This is a genomic window from Tenacibaculum sp. AHE14PA (assembly GCF_019278465.1).
GTDB classification, from domain to species: Bacteria; Bacteroidota; Bacteroidia; order Flavobacteriales; family Flavobacteriaceae; genus Polaribacter; species Polaribacter bernardetii.
Genome location: NZ_CP058983.1, coordinates 1510098 through 1532017 on the forward strand (window position 1 = coordinate 1510098; position 21920 = coordinate 1532017).

Below are 21920 nucleotides of genomic sequence, written 5' to 3' on the forward strand. Positions count from 1 at the left end.
TTTTAATGCTGTTATCGTCATTGCGAATGAAATAAAATGGAATGAAGCAATCTGCATACTATTGTAAACGATTACTTCGTCGTGCCTCCTCGTAATTACATTAATTTAAAAACGATGTTAATGGGCTACTTGCTGCGGCTTGTTTTTGAACAGGTGCTAGTTTTGCTTCATACGCCATTCTCCCCGCTTCAACTGCCATTTTAAATGCTCTTGCCATTGCTACTGGTTTTTTAGAAACGGCTATTGCAGTATTTACTAAAACCGCATCCGCACCTAATTCCATTGCATAGGCAGCATGCGATGGTGCACCAATACCAGCATCTACAATTACAGGAACATTAGATTGTTCGATAATAATTTCTAAAAAATCTTGAGTTCGTAATCCTTTATTACTTCCTATTGGTGCGCCTAATGGCATTACACATTGTGTTCCTACATCTTCTAAACGCTTGCATAAAACAGGATCAGCATGAATATAAGGCATTACCACAAAACCTAGTTTAACTAATTCTTCTGCTGCTTTTAAAGTTTCAATAGCATCTGGTAATAAATATCGTGGATCTGGGTGAATTTCAAGTTTTACCCAATTCGTACCTAATGCTTCTCTAGATAATTCTGCCGCAAATACCGCTTCTTTTGCTGTTCTTACTCCAGATGTATTCGGTAATAAATTAATATGTGCATGGTTTAAATGTGTTAAAATATCATCATTTTTATCTTTAACATCTACTCTTTTTAAAGCAACGGTAATTAATTCGCTTTCGGATGCTAATAAAGAAGCACTCATTAATTCTGAAGAACTAAACTTTCCTGTTCCTGTGAATAATCTTGAGTTAAATTCTTTATCTGCTATTTTTAATATGCTATTCATTCTTTCTATTTAAACTACTTATCGTTCATTTTATACACTTGCTCTTGTGTACTTGGTGCACTTAAAATTTTATGAAAAACAGGAATACTTGTAAAATCATTGGTAATTGCTCCAGACGTTGCAACACCATAAATACCTGAATGTACAATTGCTGCAACATCATCTAAAGTAATACCACCAATAGCAATTATTGGCGTTTCAGTATGTAGTGCTGTTAGTATTTTTTTGTAACCTTCTACTCCTAAAACCGAACTTAAATTCTTCTTAGTTTCTGTAAAACGAAAAGGACCTAAACCTATATAATCTACTTTTTTTTCAATTAATTTTTTACAATCTTCTAACGTATTTGCTGTTCCACCAATACTATAAAATTTACCCAAATATTCACGAACCTTTAAAGGACAAGCATCTGAAGCACCTAAATGAACACCATCTGCATTTACTTCCTTGGCTACTTTATAATGATCGTTTATAATTAATCTTGTTTGAAAATGACTTGTAATTTCTCTCGCTTTTTTGGCTGTTTCTAACAACGTTTTAGGATCTACCTTTTTTAATCGCAGTTGTACCCACTCTACTCCCGAAGCACATGCTTTTTGAATATTATCTAAATGATCTTGAGGTGTTTCTCCTTGTGTTATGTACTGTAATTTACTTATCATTTTATTTATATTTATGCGTTCCTAACAAGGAATCGTTCGAGTTTAAAAATTGTTCTGTATATTTTTTTGTGTTTTTACTGGCATCTTCTAAAGAAAATTCTAACACTAAGTTAGCCGCTAATGCGGATGATAAAACACAACCACTTCCGTGTTTTTCGAAAACAGTATTTGCAATAGGCGGAATATTTAGTTTTACAATTTTACTATAATACACTTCATCCCATCCTTTTTTATCTTTTCTGTGTCCGCCTTTTAAATAGATATTTGTTTTTTCGGATATAAAATCAATTGTTTCTTCGATATTTTTATTCGGAAAAAGTGCATGTATCTCTTCGTAATTGGGTGTTACAAAATCACAGAAATTTAATGTTTTTTCTAAAATTTCTAAATTTTGATTTGTATGAAAATTAAATCCTGCACTCGCTTTTAAAACCGGATCTAAAACTATTTTTATCTTCGGATTTAATTGTTTTAAAGTTTGAATTACTTCTAATAAAACTTCCCAAGATTCTATAATTCCTATTTTTACTACGGATATTGAAAATCGTTCAAAAAGCGTTGTTATTTGCGAAAGAATAACTTCTTTTTCAATCCAAACACAACTTTTAAAATCAATGTCATTTTGAATAGTTACGGCTGTACATACTGATAATCCGTATAAACCATGTGCTTCAAATGTTTTAATATCTGAAGTGATGCCTGCGCCACTTGATGGATCTAAACCTGCAATGGTTAGTATGTAGTTTTTTTTACTCAATATGCTATTTATTTTGATTTGTTTCTGATAACAATAGTTAATATAAAAATGTTCTCGATACTTTTTTATTTCGTTATCACTTCATAAAAACACTCGAACTGACATATAGTTCTCGACTGCGCTCGAACTGACAAACGAATAAAATCACTTCTTTGTATGTTCTTCATCATAACCTTTTATTCGTCATTGCAAATGAAATGAAGCAATCTATTATTACTCTAATAGATTACATCGTCGTTCTAAACTCTCGTTCTGACATTTAGTTCTCGACTGCGCTCGAACTGAAAAATCAATAAAATTACTTTATTATGTCTTCTTCATAACAACCTTTTATTCGTCATTGCGAATGAAATGAAGCAATCTATTATTACTCTAAAAGGTTACATCGTCGTTCTAAACTCTCGTTCTGAAATTTAGTTCTCGACTGAGCTCGAACTGACAAATCAATAAAATTACTTTATTATGTGTTCTTCATAAGAACTTTTTATTCGTCATTGCGAATGAAATGAAGCAATCTATTATTACTCTAAAAGGTTACATCGTCGTTCTAAACTCTCGTTCTGAAATTTAGTTCTCGACTGAGCTCGAACTGACAAATCAATAAAATTACTTTATTATGTGTTCTTCATAAGAACTTTTTATTCGTCATTGCGAATGAAATGAAGCAATCTATTATTACTCTAATAGATTACATCGTCGTTTCCTTCTGGTAATGACGCTTTATCTCTGTAAAACTTTCAACAGGATTTTCTGCATTCCACACGCCACCTAAAACACCAATTCCTTTAAAACCTAACTCGATAGTTTGTGCAATGGTTTCTTTATTAATTCCGCCCATTCCTACGATTGATTTATCGATATTATTTACATTAAAACCTCTTCCTTCATATCCTTTTTTAGAAATGGATGAAAAAACTGGACTCAATAAATGATAATCGAATTCAATATCACAAACTTCTATATCTTTAGGTTCGTGAAAAGAACTACTCATTGTTTTTCCTAACATATTTAATCCTATAAAATACCTGTTTCCGTTTTCTAAAGCATCTCGTCTTTTTTGTTCTTGAAAATGGATTCCTTTTAAATTAAATTCATTCGTTAATTCATGAAAATAATGTACGATTATCTTATTATGATATTTTTTATCAATTTTATTTAAATACGAAACATGCGCTTCTAAATCTTTAAACGGTTTTCTTAAATGATAGTATTCTAAACCTGCTTCAAATAATTGATGTAGTATTTCAATTTCGTTTGCTACATCTTTTTCTGGAGCTATAAGTACAATCATATTCGTTTAATTTAGTCGCTATTAATTTGGTGTAAAAATAACCTAATTTAATCTTGAAATAGCAGATTTACCTTATCGTTTACTCCTTGTTATTACGGTTACTATTTTTCGGGTTAGGGATTGCAGTGGTATCCTTTTGCTTTTTGTTCGAGTGAATTAATGTAGTAAAACGAAATAAATTTATATCGAGAACTTACAAAAGATATAACGGAAAGCCCGACTACGCCTTTTTTCAAGGCGTAGGAACCTCCTCCTTCTTCTTCATTTCCTTCCTCTTCTTCTTACTTTTATTTTATAAATACACTTCTGAACCTTTTTCTTTAAACTCTTTCGATTTTTCTTCCATTCCTTTTGCAATCACTTCATTATCTACAATATCATTTACGGCTGCAAAATCGCGAACTTCTTGTGAAATTTTCATAGAACAGAATTTTGGACCACACATAGAACAAAAATGTGCAATTTTTGCTCCTGCTGCAGGTAAAGTTTCATCGTGATACTCGCGAGCACGCTCTGGATCTAAACCTAAATTAAACTGATCTTCCCAACGGAACTCAAAACGTGCCATACTCAACGCATTGTCTCTGTGCTGAGAACCTGGATGCCCTTTTGCTAAATCGGCAGCATGTGCAGCTAATTTATAGGTCACAACTCCTACTCTAACATCTTCTTTATTTGGCAACCCTAAATGTTCTTTTGGTGTTACGTAACACAACATTGCACAACCATACCAACCAATCATTGCCGCTCCGATACCTGAAGTAATATGATCGTAACCTGGTGCAATATCGGTAGTTAAAGGGCCTAAAGTATAAAAAGGAGCTTCGTCACAAAGTTCTATTTGCTTCTCCATATTTTCTTTTATCATGTGCATTGGCACGTGCCCTGGTCCTTCAATAAAACATTGAACTTCGTGCTTACGAGCAATCTGCGTTAACTCTCCCAACGTTTCTAGTTCAGCAAATTGTGCTTCGTCATTTGCATCAGCAACCGAACCTGGTCGTAACCCGTCTCCTAAAGAAAAAGCAACATCGTATTGTTTTAAAATCTCGCAAATATCTTCGAAATGCGTATATAAAAAGCTTTCTTTATGATGCGCTAAACACCATTTTGCCATAATTGATCCTCCACGAGAAACGATACCTGTAACACGTTTTGCCGTCATTGGCACGTAACGCAATAAAACTCCGGCGTGAATGGTAAAATAATCTACACCTTGTTCTGCTTGTTCAATTAAAGTATCACGGAAAATCTCCCATGTTAAATCTTCTGCAACTCCGTTTACTTTTTCTAATGCTTGATAAATTGGCACAGTACCCACTGGAACTGGCGAGTTACGAACAATCCACTCACGTGTTTCATGAATATTTTCTCCGGTAGATAAATCCATAATATTATCTGCTCCCCAACGACATGCCCAAACTGCTTTTTCTACTTCCTCTTCAATAGATGATGTAACAGCTGAATTACCAATGTTAGCGTTTATTTTCACTAAGAAATTTCTACCTAAAATCATAGGTTCTGCTTCTGGGTGATTTATGTTTGACGGAATAATAGCTCTACCTCTTGCTACTTCTGACCGCACAAATTCTGGTGTAATTTTATCAGGAATATTGGCACCAAAATGCTCGCCTTTATGTTGTTTTCTAATCTCTGTCATTTCATCTATTCGTTGATTTTCACGAATAGCGATGTATTCCATTTCTGGCGTAATCATTCCTTTTTTAGCATAATGCAATTGTGTTACATTTTGCCCTTTTTTAGCGCGCATTGGCTTTTTAAGCAACTTAAAGCGCATGTGATCTAAACTTTTATCGTTTAAACGCTCATTACAATACTCTGATGAATAGTTATCTAATTGCTCAACATCTCCTCGATCTTTAATCCATTGTTCACGAATTCTTTCAATACCATTATGTACATCTATTTCTTTATTAGGATCGGTATAAGGCCCTGAAGTATCGTAAACAGTTACAGATTCGTTTGGTGTTTTCTTTTTCGTCATAGAATCAACCGTATCGCTTAAGGTAATTTCACGCATGGCAACTTTAATTTGCGGGTGAATTTTACCGTTTACATAAATTTTTTGCGAATTCGGAAACGGATTTCTTGTAATTCCGTTTTGCTTTGGTGCAGTGTCTTTATTCTTCATAAGATAATTAATACGTTAGGTTTTAAAACAAAATCATCCTCCTTGGGTAGATTTTATTATTAAAATATCATCATTATTTTGAAGCAACTTTAAAGACCAATCAGCTCTTTTTATCACAGTACTATTTATAGCAATAGCAATACCATTCGTTTGAATTTTTAAATATTCAACGAGTTCTTGTAATGTTAAGGTTTCTAAAAACTGGTGGTTTTCTTGGTTTACTTTTATAGTAATCATATTTATAAAATATTACTGTAAACCAAATGGTAGTATTTCGATATGGTATCGAACATAACTTTTTCCTACGCTGGTATTAACCAAATCAGGTTCTAAGGATGTTTCTCAAACTAATTTAATAGCTACTCCTAAAGTTTACAAAACAAATGTATTATTATTTTTTAGAAAACGTATATTTTAAAATTATTTTTTTGCACTCTTTCTTTAATTTCCTTTCGCTTATACCTAAAAAACAAACGATTAAGGACTTTTTTAAAATACTACTATTTTTTTCTTATAACTTTGACTTATCAGATTAAAAGACATATATGTGGAGCAGAAACCACTAAAAAAACGATTTTTTCTATAGAATAAATTATAGAAGGCGGTATCCGAAAAGCCTTATGAGTAGGTAAAATAACCAAATTAATTATGAATACTGAAACTTTAACAAAAAAAGAAACATTTGTAGGAGGATGGACTGCCTACCATGCATTAACGACTGAAGACCGTAAAGTATTTGATGAAGCTTTAAAGGGGTTTGTAGGTGTAAGCTACACTCCTAATCAAGTATCAACACAAGTTGTAGCTGGGGTAAATTACCGTTTTAAATGTTCAGCTTCAATACCTCCTTCTGAGGTTATTTGGGAAGCTATTGTTGAAATTTATCAACCTTTAGATGGCAAAGCTCACATTACTGGTATTACTAGGTTATAAAACCAACAAATCCTGTCTTTTACAATTAAAAGACAGGATTTTCTTTATAAAATTTATTTTTATAACTTCTGTATTTCTTTCGTTACTTCTTCAAGTACTTTAAATGCCGTTTCTGCCATTTTATTTCCTTTTAAATCTAACAACGGGTTTACTTCTACAAATTCTACACAAGCTACTTTTTTACTTGCTAATAATCCATTTATAATTTCAACGATTTCTTTATCATCAAATCCTTTTGGAACTGGTGTACCTGTACCATAAGAAATCATATCACAGTCCATCGAATCAACATCAAAAGACACATAAATAATGTCACAATCAGTTAATTTTTCCAACGCTTCGTTTACACAAATTTCTAATCCGCGATAGCGAACTTCGGCCACCATGTAGTTTTTAATACCATATTTTGCCATTTGTTTTTCTTCTGGCTCTTCAGTATCTCTAACTCCGAAAAACACAATATCCTCAGGTAAAACTTTTTGACCTGGCATTCCGATATTTTTCATTCTATCCCACAAGTCGGCAGTTTCTCTACTTACATCGTTAATCTGACAATCTAAGTTATCATCTGAAATTGCTGCTCCTAATGGCATTCCGTGAATATTTCCTGATGGAGAAGTGTAAGGTGTATGTAAATCTCCGTGAGCATCAATCCAAACTACGCCAACTTTTTTATTAGGGTTCGCTGCTTTAACTCCGCTTATAGTTCCTAAAGCAGACGAATGATCTCCTGAAAGAACTATCGGAAATTTACCTTCTTGTAAATTTACTTTTACGTGGTTACTTAATCTTTTACATTGATTAAAAACACTATTTATTTGCTTACCAAATGAATTGTTTTTTTTGTTGTAAACCGATTCGTTTTCTGTTATTACATCTTCAGAGTCGAAACGGTTAAAAAAATCGTTATTCTGATTAATTGCTGCAATTTCAATAGCATCAATTCCCATATCAGATCCACGTGTTCCTGCACCAATGTCTGATCTGTTTTTGATAATTTTAATTTCTTTCATCATCAATTATATTTAATAAAAAAATGCCATCTAAATATTAAATGGCATTTTTTGTTGATTTATCTTTTATTTACGTCTACAAAGCTCCTAAGGTTCTCACCTACATAAACTTGACGAGGACGACCAATTGGTTCTTTATTTTCTCTCATTTCTTTCCATTGAGCAATCCAACCTGGTAAACGACCTAATGCAAACATTACTGTAAACATCTCTACAGGAATTCCCATTGCACGATAAATAATACCAGAATAGAAATCTACATTTGGGTATAATTTTCTATCTACAAAATAAGGATCATTTAAAGCTTCTTGCTCTAACCCTTTAGCTATTTCTAAAATAGGATCATTAATTCCTAAATCTGCTAATACTTCATCAGCTGCTACTTTAATAATCGTTGCTCTTGGATCAAAGTTTTTATAAACACGGTGTCCGAATCCCATTAAACGGAAAGGATCGTTTTTATCTTTTGCCTTTGCCATGTATTTTTTAGTATCACCACCATCTTCTTTAATAGCTTCAAGCATTTCTAATACTGCTTGATTTGCACCACCATGTAATGGTCCCCATAGTGCAGAAATTCCTGCAGAAAGAGATGCAAATAAACCTGCATGAGACGAACCTACAATTCTTACTGTTGATGTAGAACAATTTTGTTCGTGATCAGCATGTAAGATTAACAATTTATCTAGTGCATTTTTTATAATTGGGTTTATGGTATATTCTTCATTAGGCTGCTCAAACATCATTTTCATAATATTCTCTACATATCCTAATTTTTTAGATCCATAGTTTAATGGTAATCCTTGTTTTTTACGCATTGCCCAAGCAACTAATACTGGGAACTTTGCTAAAATCTTAACGATTGCATTGTACATTTCTTCTTCCGAATCAACATTTACTGAAGATGGATTAAATGCTATTAATGCACTTGTTAATGATGATAAAACTCCCATTGGATGGGCATTCTTAGGAAAAGCTTCGATGATTTTTTTAATATCTTCATCTACAATTGCTTTTTCTCTAATATCGTTATGAAACTTTTCTAACTTATCTTTAGATGGTAATTCTCCAAAAATCAATAAGTAAGCTACTTCTAAAAAATCTGCTTTTTCAGCTAATTCTTCAATAGCATATCCTCTATATCTTAAAACTCCTTCCTCTCCATTTAAAAATGTAATAGCACTTTGACAAGAACCTGTATTCTTATATCCTGGATCTATAGTAATAACACCTTCGGTTGCACCTCTTAACGTTTTAATGTCAATCGCTTTTTCTTTTTCTGTTCCTTCTATTATAGGGAACTCATACGTCTTATCACCAATTTGTAGTTTTGCTATATCTGCCATTTATATCTTGAATTTTATGATTGAACTGAGTTGCGAAGATACCATTTTTTGTAGTATTTTAAAAATAGGTTTTGATAGATTTTTAATATCAGAAAATAGAAATAGTTTATTATAAATCACTTAAAAAAACAAAACTTCATAAACATACTTTTATAAGGTTTTTATAGGATATAAATTTAATTAAAAATTGTTTTACACAAACTTAAATACGCTTTAAATTAACACCATAAAAAACTGATAACTAAAAGAATGTAATTCTGAAATAAATTCAGAATGACGCTCTGATAATTAAGTTATAATTCAAACTAAAAACCTATCTAAAAATTGGCTCATTTAGTTTTTAATCTGATTTTTATGAATGTTTTTCATGATTCTTTCCAATCCTTTTATAATTATACTCCCTGCACTTTTTGTTAAAGCCAAATTATCATAGTTTTCTGGAACAAAGACATTACCTACAACTGATTGAGAATACATTTCTTCAAGTAAATTTAAATCGTAAATAGTTACTGTTACCTCCCCTCTGTTTTCAGATGAAGACATTATATTTCCTTGTCCTAAAACACCAACTTCATCTGAAATTACAGCAGCGTTAATCTTTATAAAAAAATCAGAACCGGTTCCGTTTTTAATATCTTTTAAATCAGCTTTAATTAGATCGTTATTTATATTGCTTGGCAATAATATACCTCTAGTTGTAAACGAATCAGAAAAACGATTTCCTAATAACTCAGTAAACTTTTCGGTCGCTATATTCGTTAAGCTTTCTTTTATACTTTTTGGAGCATCAATAGTATACAACAACCATTTACCTTTTTTGAAATCTAAACGTGAATTTACATTTCCTGAATGTGTGTACTTTGTAGAGTGACATGCTGTAAAGGTTATAACTATTAGTAAGGCAAGTATCTTTTTCATAGGATTATTTTTGTGCTTTCTCTAAAATCAAAAACCTTGTTATCTAAATAACAAGGTTTTTATATTTATTTAAATCGTAAATTTTAAATTACTTTATTTTAAACGCTTTTTCTTGCGGATAATAAGCAACACCATCTAATTGCTCTTCAATACGCAATAATTGATTGTATTTTGCCATACGATCTGAACGAGAAGCCGAACCTGTTTTTATTTGGCCACAGTTTAAAGCTACCGCTAAATCGGCAATTGTATAATCTTCTGTTTCACCAGATCTATGGCTCATAACAGATGTATAACCTGCATTGTGTGCCATATTAACCGCTGCAATAGTTTCAGTTAACGTTCCTATTTGGTTTACTTTAATTAAAATTGAATTTGCTATTCCGTTTTCAATTCCTCTTGATAAACGCTCTACATTGGTTACAAATAAATCATCACCTACTAATTGTACTTTATCACCGCAAATTTCAGTTAAATATCTCCAACCTTCCCAGTCATTTTCATCCATACCGTCTTCAATAGAAATAATTGGATATTTAGCTGCTAACTCCGCTAAATAATCAGCTTGTTCTTTACTAGAACGTACTTTTCCTTTTGCGCCTTCAAACTTTGTGTAATCGTATTTACCATCAACAAAAAATTCAGCAGCAGCACAATCTAAAGCAATCATTACTTCTTCTCCGAACTTATAACCTGCATTTTTAGTCGCTAATGCAATTGTTTCAATGGCATCTTCAGTACCATTTAAAGTTGGAGCAAAACCTCCTTCATCTCCAACAGCTGTTGATAAATTACGGTCGTGTAAAACTTTTTTAAGGTTATGGAAAATTTCAGACCCAATTTGCATTGCTTCAGTAAAATTTTTAGCTTTTACCGGCATTACCATAAATTCTTGGAATGCAATTGGTGCATCAGAATGCGAACCTCCGTTAATGATATTCATCATCGGAACTGGTAACGTATTTGCTGATACTCCACCAACATATCTATACAAAGGTAAACCTAGCTCGTTAGCTGCTGCTTTTGCTGCCGCTAAAGAAACACCTAAAATAGCGTTAGCTCCTAAAACAGATTTGTTTGATGTACCGTCTAAATCGATCATTATTTGATCAATCATATTTTGTTCAAAAACAGAAACACCTAATAATTCTTGTGCTATTAAAGTGTTTACGTTTTTAACCGCGTTTAAAACTCCTTTACCCATATAATCTTTACCGCCATCGCGTAATTCTACAGCTTCATGTTCGCCAGTAGAAGCTCCTGAAGGAACTGCTGCTCTTCCCATAACTCCGTTTTCTGTAGTTACATCTACCTCTACAGTTGGATTACCTCTTGAATCGAAAATTTGACGTGCATGAATGTTGATTATAATACTCATAGTTCTTTATTTTTAATACAGAAACCCGTGACTTTTCAATTCACGGGAATACTAATTTATATAGTTGCTAATTTACTAATTGTGGTTGATTTTGGTATATTAATCAATAATTAATTACGCTTCAACTTTTGCTTTTTTGATGTTTTCTATAAACTCATCAAATAAATATTCTGCATCGTGTGGCCCAGGACTTGCTTCTGGATGGTACTGAACAGAAAATACATTTTTAGATTTCATTCTAATTCCTGCTACCGTATGGTCGTTTAAGTGTACATGAGAAATCTCAACATCTGGATGTGCTTCTGTTTCTTTACGATTAATAGCAAAGCCATGGTTCTGAGAAGTAATTTCCCCTTTACCTGTAATTAAATTCTTAACAGGATGGTTTATTCCTCTATGACCATTGTGCATTTTGTATGTAGAAATTCCGTTTGCCAATGCAATAACTTGGTGTCCTAAACAAATACCAAATAATGGTAAATTTCTTTTAATGATTTCTTTTGCGGTGTTTTGTGCATCCACTAACGGCTCAGGATCTCCAGGTCCGTTAGAAATAAAATAGCCATCAGGATTAAAATCGCTCATCTGTTCGAAAGTAGCATTGTAAGGATATACTTTTATATAGGCTCCTCTTTTTACTAAGTTTCTTAAAATATTCTTTTTGATACCGATATCTAAGGCAGATACTTTAATTGGTGCATTTTCATCCCCTATAAAATAAGGTTCTTTAGTTGATACTTTGGATGCTAATTCTAAGCCTTCCATATTTGGAGTCGCTGCTAATTGTTTTTTAAGAGCATCAATATTATCAACTTCCGTAGAAATAATAGCATTCATTGCTCCGTTATCTCTAATATAAGCAACCAAAGCACGCGTATCTACATCAGAAATAGCAACTAAATTATGTTCTTTAAACCAGTCAAATAAATTTCCATCAGAATCTACACGAGAGTGTGTAAAACTAAAATTACGACAAATTAAGCCTGCTATTTTTATACCCTCAGATTCTACTTCCTTATTATTTACTCCATAATTACCAATATGGGCGTTGGTTGTTACCATAAGTTGCCCATAATAAGAAGGATCTGTAAAAATTTCCTGATAACCAGTCATACCAGTGTTAAAACAAATTTCTCCTGTTGATGTTCCCTCTATTCCAATAGACTTACCGTAGAAAATGGTCCCGTCTGCTAAAAGAACTAATGCTTTTTTACGTTGTTGATATTTCATTTAGTGTGTGTTGTGTAGTTTGTTTTGCAAAAATATATAAAAAAAGGGATAAACATTAAATGTTTATCCCTTTGATATAAATTATAAAAATTTTCATTTTTATTCTTCTTCTTGTGAAGTTTGAGTTTCAACTGCTGCATCAGTAGTTTTTGCTCCACCACGACGGCTACGACGAGTGTTCTTCTTAGCTTTGTTTCCTTTCGGGTTGTATAATTCATTGTAATCAACTAATTCTACCATTGCCATAGGAGCATTATCTCCCTGACGGTTTCCTAATTTGATAATACGAACATAACCTCCTGGTCTGTCAGCTATTTTCACAGAAATTTCCTTAAATAATTCCGTTACTGCATCTTTACTACGTAAATAGCTAAATACTGTACGACGATTATGAGTAGTATCTGTTTTAGACTTAGTAATTATAGGTTCGATAAACGTACGAAAAGCTTTCGCCTTAGCAACTGTAGTGTTTATACGTTTGTGCTCTATTAAAGAACAACCCATATTTGCTAACATCGCCTTTCTATGCGCTGTTTGTCTTCCTAAATGATTAAATTTCTTTCCGTGTCTCATGACATTTGGTTTTGGCTTTCATCTTGCTACAACCCATTTTGGGGAGCAAAATATGAAAGGTTAATCTCTATCTAATTTATATTTGCTTAAGTCCATTCCGAAATTAAGGTTTTTGTTTGCCACTAACTCATCTAATTCAGTTAATGATTTCTTTCCAAAGTTTCTAAATTTCATTAAATCGCTTTTGTTGAATGATACTAAATCTCCTAAAGTATCAACTTCCGCAGCTTTTAAACAGTTTAAAGCACGAACTGATAAATCCATATCAACTAATTTCGTCTTTAATAACTGACGCATGTGTAATGATTCCTCATCATATGTTTCAGTCTGAGCAATTTCATCTGCCTCTAAAGTGATACGCTCATCAGAGAATAACATAAAGTGGTGGATTAAAATTTTAGCTGCTTCAGTTAAGGCATCTTTTGGGTTGATAGAACCGTCTGTATCGATATCAAAAACTAATTTTTCATAATCGGTCTTTTGTTCTACACGAAAATTTTCAACAGCATACTTTACATTCTTTATAGGAGTGTAAATAGAATCTGTAAAAATTGTTCCTAAAGGTGCACCTGCTCTTTTATTTTCTTCTGCTGGTACGAAACCTCTACCCTTTTCGATAGTGATTTCAGCATTAAAACTTACTGATTTATCCAAGTTACAAATTACTAAATCTGGATTTAATACTTGAAAACCTGAGGTAAATTTCTGTAAATCTCCTGCAGTCAATTGTTCTTGACCTGATACTGATATAGATACTGTTTCTCTATCAGTTTCTTCAATTTGTTTCTTAAAACGAACTTGTTTTAAGTTTAAGATGATTTCTGTTACATCTTCTACAACTCCTTGAATTGTTGAAAACTCATGATCTACACCGTCAACACGTAATGATGTAATTGCAAACCCTTCTAATGAAGATAATAATACTCTTCTTAAAGCGTTACCAATTGTTAATCCAAAACCTGGTTCAAGGGGTCTGAATTCAAATCTACCTGTAAAATCAGTAGATTCAACCATTATTACTTTATCTGGTTTCTGAAAATTTAAAATTGCCATTTTATCTTCTTTTTAATTGTTATTTAGTTGCGCGGTTTATTAGTTCGAAGATGTACACATAAACCCTTTGGCTAAATACCAATATGAATAATTTATTATTTAGAATATAATTCTACGATTAACTGTTCCTTAATGTTTTCAGGAATTTGTAATCTCTCTGGTGCTTTAATAAAAGTTCCAGATTTTAAATCAGAGTTCCAGCTTAACCATTCATAAACGTTACTGTTTGATGCCAAAGCATCTTCAATAGCGATTAATGATTTAGATTTTTCTCTTACTGCAACAACATCACCTGCTTGTACACTATAAGAAGGAATATTTACTATTTCTCCATTTACAGTAATATGACGGTGAGATACTAATTGACGTGCTCCACTACGAGAGTTAGAAACACCTAATCTGTATACTACGTTGTCTAAACGAGATTCACATAATTGTAATAAAACCTCACCAGTAACACCTCCAGCAGCCTGAGCGCTTTTGAATAAGTTACGGAATTGACGTTCTAAAATACCATACATGTATTTCGCTTTTTGCTTCTCCATTAACTGAGTTGCATATTCAGATTTCTTACCTCTTCTTCTTGCATTTCCATGCTGTCCTGGAGGGTAATTTCTCTTTTCGAAGTTTTTATCATCTCCGAAAATTGCCTCGCCAAACTTACGAGCAATTTTAGTTTTTGGTCCTGTATATCTTGCCATTTCTTATTGTTTTAGCAGGGGTTATGAATTAAGGCTTAATCCTTCGATAACCTGATTCCTACTTTAGTTAAAATATTTTATTTTTTGCGCGCACAAAAGTACACAAAATAAAAATATAAGCTGAAAATTAATTCAACTTATACTCTTCTTCTTTTTGGTGGACGACATCCGTTATGAGGAATAGGTGTAACATCAATAATTTCAGTTACTTCGATTCCAGCATTGTGGATAGATCTGATTGCAGATTCTCTACCGTTACCAGGTCCTTTAACATACACCTTTACTTTACGTAAACCTGCTTCTTTTGCCACGTTAGCACAATCTTCTGCTGCTAATTGAGCTGCATACGGAGTGTTCTTTTTAGAACCTCTGAAACCCATTTTACCTGCAGATGACCAAGAAATAACGTCACCTTTTTTGTTTGTTAAAGAAATAATAATGTTGTTGAATGATGCAGTAACGTGAGCTTCACCTACTGATTCTATTACAACTTTACGTTTTTTTGTTATTTTAGACTTTGCCATGATTATTATAGTTTTAGTAATTTAGTTTTCTAACCTTATAGTTTTAAAACTACTATTAGATCTTTATTACTTATCTAACTTATTTTTTCTTGTTAGCTACAGTTTTTCTCTTACCTTTTCTAGTACGAGAGTTATTCTTAGTTCTTTGACCTCTTAAAGGAAGACCTAATCTGTGACGAATACCTCTTTGACATCCAATGTCCATTAAACGTTTAATGCTTAACTGAACTTCTGAACGTAATTCACCTTCAATAGTAAATGTTCCTGCTTGCTCACGAATCGCTGCAATTTGATCATCAGTCCAATCTTGAACCTTGATACTTTCGTCTACCTTTGCAGTTGCTAAAATTTCTTTAGATCTGCTGTTTCCTATACCAAAGATGTAAGTTAAAGCGATAACACCTCTTTTATTCTTTGGAATATCAATACCTGCTATTCTTGCCATTACCCTTGTCTTTGTTTAAATCTAGGATTCTTTTTGTTAATTACATATAATCTGCCCTTTCTACGTACAATCTTGCACTCGGCGCTTCTTTTCTTTAATGATGCTCTTACTTTCATCAGTGTGTGTTTTTAGTATCTGTAAGTAATTCTTGCCTTTGATAAATCATACGGACTCATTTCTAATTTCACCTTGTCTCCAGGTAATAATTTGATATAATGCATACGCATTTTACCAGAAATGTGTGCCGTTACAACATGGCCGTTCTCTAATTCTACACGAAACATTGCATTAGATAATGCTTCTGTTATTGTTCCGTCTTGCTGAATTGCTGATTGCTTAGCCATATTATTTTAATGATTTTCTGTTACTGTTACCTGATTTCATTAAACCGTCATAACGACTATTTAATAAATACGAGTTAATTTGCTGTATGGTATCTATTGCTACACCAACCATAATGATTAAAGATGTACCTCCAAAAAACATTGCCCAGTTTTGAGTAACTCCAAACTTTACAATAATTGCTGGTAATATAGATAAAGCTGCTAAAAATAAAGAACCTGGAAATGTTATCTTCGATAACACAGAGTCTAAATAATCTGCAGTTTCTTCTCCTGGCTTATAACCTGGAACAAAACCATTACTTCTTTTTAAATCTTCAGCCATTTTGTTTGTAGGGATCGTAATCGCCGTATAAAAATAACTAAAAATGATTATCAAAAGAGCAAATATAAGGTTATACTGCCATCCGAAGTTATCAGTTAAACTGTTTAATGCTGGAAATTTCTGACCTAATGCTACTGGTAAAAACATAATAGCTTGTGCAAAAATAATTGGCATTACACCAGATGCATTCAATTTTAATGGAATGTACTGGCGAGCACCGTCAACATCTTTAATGTCTGTAACGGCTGTACGACGTGCGTATTGAACTGCTACTTTACGTACTGCTGTAACTAATAAAACGGTTAACAAAATTACTACAAACCAAACTATTAATTCGATTAGAATCATCATAATACCTCCTGCTCCTGCTGTTTGTTTAGAAACTAATTCTTGAATAAATGCAGCTGGAAAGTTAGCGATAATACCTACAGTAATTAATAATGAAATTCCATTACCAACTCCTTTGTCTGTAATACGCTCTCCTAACCACATTGCAAAAATTGTTCCTGCAGATAATAGGATTATTGATGATACCCAAAATGTAGCTCCTGTTACTAAAAATGCTTCAGGTCCTAATCCCATTTGGTTTTGAATAATACCAATATAGGTTGGTGCTTGAAACAATGTAATAGCAATTGTTAGCCATCTTGTTATTTGTGTAATCTTCTTACGTCCACTTTCTCCATCTTTTTGTAACTTCTGTAAATAAGGTACCGCGATACCCATTAACTGTACTACAATCGATGCAGAAATATAAGGCATTATACCTAGTGCCATTACTGACGCTCTAGCAAATGCCCCTCCTGTAAATGCGTTTAATAAACCTAAAAGTCCACTAGAAGTACTGTCTTGTAAAGCTGATAACTGTGTCGGGTCAATTCCTGGTAATGGAACTGCTGCCATAAAACGGTAAACAGCGATTAAACCTAAAGTTAAAAGTAATTTCTCTTTTAACTCTTCTATCTTCCAAATGTCTTTTAACGTATTTATAAAATTCATCATTTACAATTTTCTTATAATGTAACTACTTCACCTCCTGCAGCTTCAATAGCCGCTTTTGCTGTTGCAGTAAATTTATGTACAGTTATGTTTAATTTAGCCTTTAACTCACCACCACCTAGTATTTTTACTAAATCGTTTTTACGAGCTAAACGGTTTTCTACTAAAACCTCTAAAGTAACTGTATCTGTAATTTTTCCGTTCTCTACTAATCCTTGTAATTTATCTAAATTAACACCAACATACTCTTTACGATTAATGTTTGTGAAACCAAATTTAGGTACACGTCTTTGAAGAGGCATTTGTCCTCCTTCAAATCCTATTTTACGAGAATAACCAGAACGAGACTTCTGACCATTATGACCTCTTGTAGAGGTACCTCCATGTCCAGATCCTTCACCACGAGCGATTCTTTTTCCGCTCTTAGTAGATCCTGCTGCAGGTTTTAAGTTGTGTAAACTCATCTTATATTGTCTTATTTAATTTCTTCTACAGAAACTAAGTGTGAAACTGTTTTTACCATACCTAAAATTGATGCTGTTGCATTGTGTTCTACAGTATGATTCATCTTACGTAAACCTAAAGCCGCTAAGGTTAATTTTTGACTTTTAAGGCGACCGATTTTACTTCTTACTTGTGTAACTTTAATTTTACTCATCGTCTTAAATTTTAACCGTTAAAAACTTTCTCTAAAGAAATTCCTCTTTGCTTAGCAATTGTTGCTGCGCTACGTAATTGTAATAAAGCATCAAAAGTTGCTTTTACTACGTTGTGAGGGTTTGATGATCCTTGAGACTTAGATAATACGTCTTTAATACCAACAGATTCCAATACTGAACGTACTGCACCACCGGCTATAACTCCCGTACCATGTGAGGCTGGCTTGATGAATACTTTTGCTCCACCAAATTTACCTTTTTGTTCGTGAGGTAAAGTTCCGTCTAAAAGAGGAATACGCACTAAACTTTTCTTTGCATCTTCAATTGCTTTTGCAATTGCTGAAGCAACATCTTTAGACTTTCCTAATCCATGACCTACAACTCCGTTACCATCTCCAACTACTACGATTGCAGAGAAACCAAATGCTCTACCACCTTTTGTTACTTTGGTTACACGTTGTACACCTACTAATTTATCTACAAGCTCTAATCCGCTTGGTTTTACTCTTTCTACGTTTTTATATCCTAACATAATATAATTTCTTAAAATTTTAAACCAGCTTCTCTAGCAGCTTCTGCTAACACCTTAATTCTACCGTGGTATAAAAATCCATTCCTATCAAAAGAAATAGCTTCAAAACCTTTTGCAGCAGCCTTTTCAGCAATTGCTTTACCTACTGCACTTGCAGCTTCTGATTTAGAACCAGATGTAATTTCTTTATCTCTTGATGATGCAGATGCTAATGTTACACCAGCAACGTCATCAATTAATTGAGCATAGATTTCTTTGTTACTTCTAAAAACTGATAACCTAGGTTTAGCAGTAGTTCCTGTAACAACTTTTCTAATTCTATACTTAATTCGTTGTCTTCTTTCAAGCTTTGATAATGCCATAATAATATCTCTTATTTATTATGCAGATTTACCTGCTTTTCTTCTTAATACTTCTCCTACAAACTTAATTCCTTTTCCTTTATATGGCTCTGGAGCACGGAAAGAACGAATTTTTGCTGCAACTTGACCAACTAATTGTTTGTCAAATGAAGATAACTTAATGATAGGATTTTTACCTTTTTCTGATACTGTTTCAATCTTTACTTCTGGAGCTAAGTTTAAAACAATGTTATGAGAAAAACCTAAAGCTAAATCTAATTTTTGCCCTTGGTTAGAGGCTCTATAACCTACACCTACTAATTCTAATTCCTTAGTATAACCTTTAGAAACACCTTCAATCATGTTATTGATTAAAGCACGATATAAACCGTGTGCTGCTCTATGGTCTTTACTATCTGATGTTCTTTTAACTGTTAAAACACCATCTTCAATTTCTGCAGTAATTTCAGATTTTAACTCTTGAGTTAATTCTCCTAATTTACCTTTTACTGTAACCACATTTCCGTCTACTTTAACTTCAACACCTTGTGGTAATGCGATTGGATTTTTTCCTATTCTACTCATTGTACAAAGTGATTAATAAACGTAACATAATACTTCTCCACCAACGTTTTCAAGTTTTGCTTTTTTGTTTGTCATTACACCTCTAGATGTAGAAACAATAGCAATACCTAAACCGTTTAATACTCTTGGCATCTCTTTCGAACCAACGTATTTACGTAAACCTGGTGTTGAAATTCTTTGAATTTTTCTGATTACTGATTCTTTCGTTTCACGATCATACTTTAAAGCTATCTTGATTGTTCCCTGAACTTTATCGTCATTGAACTGGTAGCTTAAAACATAACCTTGATCGAACAAAATTTTCGTCATTTCCTTCTTCAATTTTGAAGCAGGAATCTCGACTACTCGGTGATTTGCTGCGATAGCATTTCTAACACGAGTAAGAAAATCCGCGATTGGATCTGTATACATAATTAATTAAATTTCGGTTTTGGTTTTCATTTATAGTTATTTCCAGTATGAAAATCAACTACCAACGAACCTGAAACCAGTTAATATTTATTTTTTGCTTTTCGGATAAAATATCATAAGCATTATACTGTTACACAGTATTTACCTACAAGACACAACATACCCTGTAAAAACAGTGTGCAAATATACATAAACTTTTTAAAAATCAAGCATTTAATACCTTATCATTTTGAGTCTTAATTTATTGGTGAAAAAATTAAATATATCAGCCATCAAAAAACACAAAATTGTACTGTTTTATAAACAAAAAAGCATACCACAAAAATGTGATACGCTTTTTTAAACTTTAATAAAAAGTGCTGTTTACCAGCTTGCTTTTTTAACACCTGGAATTAATCCTTGGTTAGCCATTTCACGAAAAGTAACACGTGAAACTCCGAACTGACGCATATATCCTTTAGGACGACCTGTTAATTTACAACGATTGTGCATTCTAACTGGTGATGCATTCTTTGGTAACTTTTGTAATGCTTCGTAGTCTCCAGCTTCTTTTAAAGCTTTTCTCTTCTCTGCATACTTTGCTACCACTTTAGCTCTTTTGCGCTCACGCGCTTTCATTGATTCTTTAGCCATGTCTTAGTTCTTTTTAAATGGTAAACCTAATTCTGTTAATAATGATTTAGCTTCTTTATCAGTGTTAGCAGATGTTACAAAAGTAATATCCATTCCACTAATCTTTTTTACTTGATCAATATTAATTTCAGGGTAGATGATTTGTTCAGTAATTCCTAAATTATAATTACCTCTACCATCAAAACCATTAGCTTTGATTCCGTTAAAATCTCTTACACGTGGTAAAGAAGCAGTAACTAATCTGTCTAAAAATTCGTACATTTTAACTCCTCTTAACGTAACTTTTGCACCAATTGGCATTCCCTTACGTAATTTGAAGTTTGCAACATCTTTCTTAGAGATGGTTGAAACTGCTTTTTGACCTGTAATTGTAGTTAACTCGTCAATAGCGTATTCTATTAATTTCTTATCTGCTATAGCTGCCCCAACACCTTTATTTACAACAATCTTCTGTAATTTAGGTACTTGCATTACATTACTATAACCGAATTCTTCAGTAAGAGCTTTTATAACTCTGCTCTTGTACTCCTCTTTTAATCTTGGTACGTAACTCATTGTTATATTGCTTTATCTGATTTTTTTGAAAATCTAACTTTCTTATCTCCTTCTACTTTATATCCAACTTTTACAGCTTCACCGTTTTCGATTAATGCTAAGTTTGATATATGTAAAGAAGCTTCCTTTTTTACAATTCCTCCCTGAGGATTAGCTGCAGATGGCTTAGTGTGCTTAGACACCATGTTAACACCTTCAACTAATACTCTATCTTTATCCTTAAAGATTTGTAAAACTTTACCTTCCGATCCTTTGTGATCTCCTGCTAATACTTTTACAGTATCTCCTGATTTGATTTTGAACTTTTTCATCTTAATGTCGATTTAAAGCACTTCAGGTGCTAATGATACTATCTTCATAAATTGCTTATCACGTAATTCACGGGCTACAGGACCAAATACACGAGTTCCTCTCATTTCCTCTGTAGGATTTAAAAGTACACAAGCATTATCATCAAATCTGATGTATGATCCGTCTTTACGTCTAATTTCCTTTTTAGTACGAACAACAACTGCGCGAGATACTTGACCTTTTTTTACACTTCCGTTTGGAGATGTAGACTTTACAGTTACTACAATTTTATCTCCAACGCTAGCATAACGCTTTCTTGTTCCTCCTAAAACTCTTATCACTAAAACTTCTTTTGCTCCAGTGTTATCTGCGACTCTTAATCTTGATTCTGTCTGTAACAT

General features: G+C 32.9%; 30 protein-coding genes and 1 riboswitch. Of the genes, 1 reads left to right on the top strand and 29 read right to left on the bottom strand.

The features are described from left to right. Positions 1-100 precede the first annotated feature (100 nt). The 6 genes from H0I30_RS06975 to thiS all read right to left on the bottom strand — a co-directional run bounded on the left by H0I30_RS06975 (position 101) and on the right by thiS (position 5970). Positions 101-871, bottom strand: a complete 771-nt coding sequence (locus H0I30_RS06975) for a thiazole synthase (protein ID WP_304650865.1) — start codon at positions 869-871, stop codon at positions 101-103. A 14-nt stretch (positions 872-885) separates the two neighbouring features. Continuing rightward, positions 886-1533, bottom strand: coding sequence for a thiamine phosphate synthase (gene thiE / locus H0I30_RS06980; RefSeq protein WP_218771163.1), 648 nt, complete (start codon positions 1531-1533; stop codon positions 886-888). Position 1534: 1 nt separating this feature from the next. Further along, positions 1535-2290: a hydroxymethylpyrimidine/phosphomethylpyrimidine kinase gene (locus tag H0I30_RS06985; RefSeq protein ID WP_218771164.1), complete on the bottom strand. Its 756-nt coding sequence runs from the start codon at positions 2288-2290 to the stop codon at positions 1535-1537. Between the two features lie 688 nt (positions 2291-2978). Further along, positions 2979-3581, bottom strand: coding sequence for a thiamine phosphate synthase (locus tag H0I30_RS06990; RefSeq protein WP_218771165.1), 603 nt, complete (start codon positions 3579-3581; stop codon positions 2979-2981). A gap of 292 nt (positions 3582-3873) precedes the next feature. Next, the gene (gene thiC, locus H0I30_RS06995; RefSeq protein WP_218771166.1) at positions 3874-5733 is read right to left on the bottom strand and encodes a phosphomethylpyrimidine synthase ThiC; all 1860 of its coding nucleotides are present in this window, start codon (positions 5731-5733) and stop codon (positions 3874-3876) included. A gap of 33 nt (positions 5734-5766) precedes the next feature. Further along, on the bottom strand, positions 5767-5970 hold the full coding sequence (gene thiS / locus H0I30_RS07000; RefSeq protein ID WP_218771167.1) for a sulfur carrier protein ThiS: 204 nt from the start codon (positions 5968-5970) through the stop codon (positions 5767-5769). Between the two features lie 45 nt (positions 5971-6015). After that, positions 6016-6110: riboswitch (TPP riboswitch) on the bottom strand. A 271-nt stretch (positions 6111-6381) separates the two neighbouring features. On the opposite strand from thiS, the gene H0I30_RS07005 reads away from it, so the two are divergent. Then, entirely contained in the window at positions 6382-6666 is a 285-nt protein-coding gene (locus H0I30_RS07005) for a hypothetical protein (RefSeq protein ID WP_218771168.1), read from the top strand. 59 nt (positions 6667-6725) lie between these two features. On the opposite strand, the gene H0I30_RS07010 is transcribed toward H0I30_RS07005, so the two are convergent. From H0I30_RS07010 to rplN, 23 genes are all read right to left on the bottom strand, one after another. Further along, complete coding sequence (locus tag H0I30_RS07010; protein WP_218771169.1) at positions 6726-7682, bottom strand: arginase; 957 nt, start codon at positions 7680-7682, stop codon at positions 6726-6728. 56 nt (positions 7683-7738) lie between these two features. Next, positions 7739-9025 carry a citrate synthase gene (locus H0I30_RS07015; RefSeq protein WP_218771170.1) on the bottom strand — a complete coding sequence of 429 codons (1287 nt, stop codon included), beginning with the start codon at positions 9023-9025 and terminating at the stop codon, positions 7739-7741. Positions 9026-9358: 333 nt separating this feature from the next. Beyond that, entirely contained in the window at positions 9359-9943 is a 585-nt protein-coding gene (locus H0I30_RS07020; RefSeq protein WP_218771171.1) for a hypothetical protein, read from the bottom strand. A gap of 88 nt (positions 9944-10031) precedes the next feature. Then, complete coding sequence (gene eno / locus H0I30_RS07025) at positions 10032-11321, bottom strand: phosphopyruvate hydratase (protein ID WP_218771172.1); 1290 nt, start codon at positions 11319-11321, stop codon at positions 10032-10034. A 114-nt stretch (positions 11322-11435) separates the two neighbouring features. Continuing rightward, positions 11436-12551 carry a glutamine-hydrolyzing carbamoyl-phosphate synthase small subunit gene (carA, locus tag H0I30_RS07030; protein WP_218771173.1) on the bottom strand — a complete coding sequence of 372 codons (1116 nt, stop codon included), beginning with the start codon at positions 12549-12551 and terminating at the stop codon, positions 11436-11438. 99 nt (positions 12552-12650) lie between these two features. After that, a complete protein-coding gene (gene rplQ / locus H0I30_RS07035) occupies positions 12651-13124 on the bottom strand; it encodes a 50S ribosomal protein L17 (RefSeq protein ID WP_218771174.1) in 474 nt (157 codons plus the stop codon). A gap of 60 nt (positions 13125-13184) precedes the next feature. Then, the gene (locus H0I30_RS07040) at positions 13185-14177 is read right to left on the bottom strand and encodes a DNA-directed RNA polymerase subunit alpha (protein WP_218771175.1); all 993 of its coding nucleotides are present in this window, start codon (positions 14175-14177) and stop codon (positions 13185-13187) included. A 95-nt stretch (positions 14178-14272) separates the two neighbouring features. Next, positions 14273-14878 (bottom strand): 30S ribosomal protein S4, encoded by a 606-nt coding sequence (gene rpsD / locus H0I30_RS07045; RefSeq protein ID WP_218771176.1) that lies wholly within the window; start codon positions 14876-14878, stop codon positions 14273-14275. A 137-nt stretch (positions 14879-15015) separates the two neighbouring features. Then, positions 15016-15402, bottom strand: a complete 387-nt coding sequence (gene rpsK, locus H0I30_RS07050) for a 30S ribosomal protein S11 (protein WP_028887452.1) — start codon at positions 15400-15402, stop codon at positions 15016-15018. 79 nt (positions 15403-15481) lie between these two features. Continuing rightward, positions 15482-15847, bottom strand: coding sequence for a 30S ribosomal protein S13 (rpsM, locus tag H0I30_RS07055; protein WP_218771177.1), 366 nt, complete (start codon positions 15845-15847; stop codon positions 15482-15484). Next, on the bottom strand, positions 15847-15963 hold the full coding sequence (gene ykgO / locus H0I30_RS07060) for a type B 50S ribosomal protein L36 (protein WP_073316873.1): 117 nt from the start codon (positions 15961-15963) through the stop codon (positions 15847-15849). The genes rpsM and ykgO overlap by 1 nt, the downstream gene beginning before the upstream one ends. A 12-nt stretch (positions 15964-15975) precedes the next feature. Then, positions 15976-16191, bottom strand: coding sequence for a translation initiation factor IF-1 (infA, locus tag H0I30_RS07065; protein WP_104808455.1), 216 nt, complete (start codon positions 16189-16191; stop codon positions 15976-15978). Between the two features lies 1 nt (position 16192). Continuing rightward, the gene (gene secY / locus H0I30_RS07070) at positions 16193-17512 is read right to left on the bottom strand and encodes a preprotein translocase subunit SecY (RefSeq protein WP_218773491.1); all 1320 of its coding nucleotides are present in this window, start codon (positions 17510-17512) and stop codon (positions 16193-16195) included. Between the two features lie 14 nt (positions 17513-17526). Next, entirely contained in the window at positions 17527-17976 is a 450-nt protein-coding gene (gene rplO, locus H0I30_RS07075) for a 50S ribosomal protein L15 (protein ID WP_218771178.1), read from the bottom strand. An 11-nt stretch (positions 17977-17987) separates the two neighbouring features. Further along, positions 17988-18170 carry a 50S ribosomal protein L30 gene (rpmD, locus tag H0I30_RS07080; RefSeq protein ID WP_218771179.1) on the bottom strand — a complete coding sequence of 61 codons (183 nt, stop codon included), beginning with the start codon at positions 18168-18170 and terminating at the stop codon, positions 17988-17990. 11 nt (positions 18171-18181) lie between these two features. After that, on the bottom strand, positions 18182-18706 hold the full coding sequence (gene rpsE, locus H0I30_RS07085) for a 30S ribosomal protein S5 (RefSeq protein WP_275315300.1): 525 nt from the start codon (positions 18704-18706) through the stop codon (positions 18182-18184). An 8-nt stretch (positions 18707-18714) separates the two neighbouring features. Next, complete coding sequence (gene rplR / locus H0I30_RS07090) at positions 18715-19065, bottom strand: 50S ribosomal protein L18 (RefSeq protein ID WP_218771181.1); 351 nt, start codon at positions 19063-19065, stop codon at positions 18715-18717. A gap of 18 nt (positions 19066-19083) precedes the next feature. Beyond that, entirely contained in the window at positions 19084-19629 is a 546-nt protein-coding gene (gene rplF / locus H0I30_RS07095) for a 50S ribosomal protein L6 (protein ID WP_218771182.1), read from the bottom strand. A gap of 12 nt (positions 19630-19641) precedes the next feature. Beyond that, positions 19642-20040: a 30S ribosomal protein S8 gene (gene rpsH, locus H0I30_RS07100; protein WP_218771183.1), complete on the bottom strand. Its 399-nt coding sequence runs from the start codon at positions 20038-20040 to the stop codon at positions 19642-19644. A gap of 363 nt (positions 20041-20403) precedes the next feature. Beyond that, positions 20404-20673, bottom strand: coding sequence for a 30S ribosomal protein S14 (gene rpsN, locus H0I30_RS07105; protein WP_218771184.1), 270 nt, complete (start codon positions 20671-20673; stop codon positions 20404-20406). A gap of 3 nt (positions 20674-20676) precedes the next feature. Continuing rightward, complete coding sequence (rplE, locus tag H0I30_RS07110; protein WP_058885425.1) at positions 20677-21228, bottom strand: 50S ribosomal protein L5; 552 nt, start codon at positions 21226-21228, stop codon at positions 20677-20679. A gap of 2 nt (positions 21229-21230) precedes the next feature. After that, entirely contained in the window at positions 21231-21539 is a 309-nt protein-coding gene (gene rplX / locus H0I30_RS07115) for a 50S ribosomal protein L24 (protein ID WP_218771185.1), read from the bottom strand. 12 nt (positions 21540-21551) lie between these two features. Continuing rightward, on the bottom strand, positions 21552-21920 hold the full coding sequence (gene rplN, locus H0I30_RS07120; protein ID WP_218771186.1) for a 50S ribosomal protein L14: 369 nt from the start codon (positions 21918-21920) through the stop codon (positions 21552-21554).

What these genes read in the sequence shown, in the direction of transcription:
- H0I30_RS06990 (WP_218771165.1), bottom strand. Translation starts at nt 3,581, where the DNA reads ATGATTGTACTTATAGCTCCAGAAAAAGATGTAGCAAACGAAATTGAA.
- rplX (WP_218771185.1), bottom strand. Translation starts at nt 21,539, where the DNA reads ATGAAAAAGTTCAAAATCAAATCAGGAGATACTGTAAAAGTATTAGCA.
- rplE (WP_058885425.1), bottom strand. Translation starts at nt 21,228, where the DNA reads ATGAGTTACGTACCAAGATTAAAAGAGGAGTACAAGAGCAGAGTTATA.
- H0I30_RS07020 (WP_218771171.1), bottom strand. Translation starts at nt 9,943, where the DNA reads ATGAAAAAGATACTTGCCTTACTAATAGTTATAACCTTTACAGCATGT.
- rplR (WP_218771181.1), bottom strand. Translation starts at nt 19,065, where the DNA reads ATGGCATTATCAAAGCTTGAAAGAAGACAACGAATTAAGTATAGAATT.
- rplN (WP_218771186.1), bottom strand. Translation starts at nt 21,920, where the DNA reads ATGTTACAGACAGAATCAAGATTAAGAGTCGCAGATAACACTGGAGCA.
- rplF (WP_218771182.1), bottom strand. Translation starts at nt 19,629, where the DNA reads ATGAGTAGAATAGGAAAAAATCCAATCGCATTACCACAAGGTGTTGAA.
- infA (WP_104808455.1), bottom strand. Translation starts at nt 16,191, where the DNA reads ATGGCTAAGCAATCAGCAATTCAGCAAGACGGAACAATAACAGAAGCA.
- rpsN (WP_218771184.1), bottom strand. Translation starts at nt 20,673, where the DNA reads ATGGCTAAAGAATCAATGAAAGCGCGTGAGCGCAAAAGAGCTAAAGTG.
- thiC (WP_218771166.1), bottom strand. Translation starts at nt 5,733, where the DNA reads ATGAAGAATAAAGACACTGCACCAAAGCAAAACGGAATTACAAGAAAT.
- rpsH (WP_218771183.1), bottom strand. Translation starts at nt 20,040, where the DNA reads ATGTATACAGATCCAATCGCGGATTTTCTTACTCGTGTTAGAAATGCT.
- rplO (WP_218771178.1), bottom strand. Translation starts at nt 17,976, where the DNA reads ATGAGTTTACACAACTTAAAACCTGCAGCAGGATCTACTAAGAGCGGA.
- H0I30_RS07040 (WP_218771175.1), bottom strand. Translation starts at nt 14,177, where the DNA reads ATGGCAATTTTAAATTTTCAGAAACCAGATAAAGTAATAATGGTTGAA.
- thiE (WP_218771163.1), bottom strand. Translation starts at nt 1,533, where the DNA reads ATGATAAGTAAATTACAGTACATAACACAAGGAGAAACACCTCAAGAT.
- eno (WP_218771172.1), bottom strand. Translation starts at nt 11,321, where the DNA reads ATGAGTATTATAATCAACATTCATGCACGTCAAATTTTCGATTCAAGA.
- carA (WP_218771173.1), bottom strand. Translation starts at nt 12,551, where the DNA reads ATGAAATATCAACAACGTAAAAAAGCATTAGTTCTTTTAGCAGACGGG.
- H0I30_RS07015 (WP_218771170.1), bottom strand. Translation starts at nt 9,025, where the DNA reads ATGGCAGATATAGCAAAACTACAAATTGGTGATAAGACGTATGAGTTC.
- ykgO (WP_073316873.1), bottom strand. Translation starts at nt 15,963, where the DNA reads ATGAAAGTAAGAGCATCATTAAAGAAAAGAAGCGCCGAGTGCAAGATT.
- H0I30_RS06975 (WP_304650865.1), bottom strand. Translation starts at nt 871, where the DNA reads ATGAATAGCATATTAAAAATAGCAGATAAAGAATTTAACTCAAGATTA.
- H0I30_RS07005 (WP_218771168.1), top strand. Translation starts at nt 6,382, where the DNA reads ATGAATACTGAAACTTTAACAAAAAAAGAAACATTTGTAGGAGGATGG.
- secY (WP_218773491.1), bottom strand. Translation starts at nt 17,512, where the DNA reads ATGAATTTTATAAATACGTTAAAAGACATTTGGAAGATAGAAGAGTTA.
- rpmD (WP_218771179.1), bottom strand. Translation starts at nt 18,170, where the DNA reads ATGAGTAAAATTAAAGTTACACAAGTAAGAAGTAAAATCGGTCGCCTT.
- rpsK (WP_028887452.1), bottom strand. Translation starts at nt 15,402, where the DNA reads ATGGCAAAGTCTAAAATAACAAAAAAACGTAAAGTTGTAATAGAATCA.
- rpsM (WP_218771177.1), bottom strand. Translation starts at nt 15,847, where the DNA reads ATGGCAAGAATAGCAGGTATTGATATTCCAAAGAATAAAAGAGGTGTT.
- thiS (WP_218771167.1), bottom strand. Translation starts at nt 5,970, where the DNA reads ATGATTACTATAAAAGTAAACCAAGAAAACCACCAGTTTTTAGAAACC.
- rpsD (WP_218771176.1), bottom strand. Translation starts at nt 14,878, where the DNA reads ATGGCAAGATATACAGGACCAAAAACTAAAATTGCTCGTAAGTTTGGC.
- rplQ (WP_218771174.1), bottom strand. Translation starts at nt 13,124, where the DNA reads ATGAGACACGGAAAGAAATTTAATCATTTAGGAAGACAAACAGCGCAT.
- H0I30_RS07010 (WP_218771169.1), bottom strand. Translation starts at nt 7,682, where the DNA reads ATGATGAAAGAAATTAAAATTATCAAAAACAGATCAGACATTGGTGCA.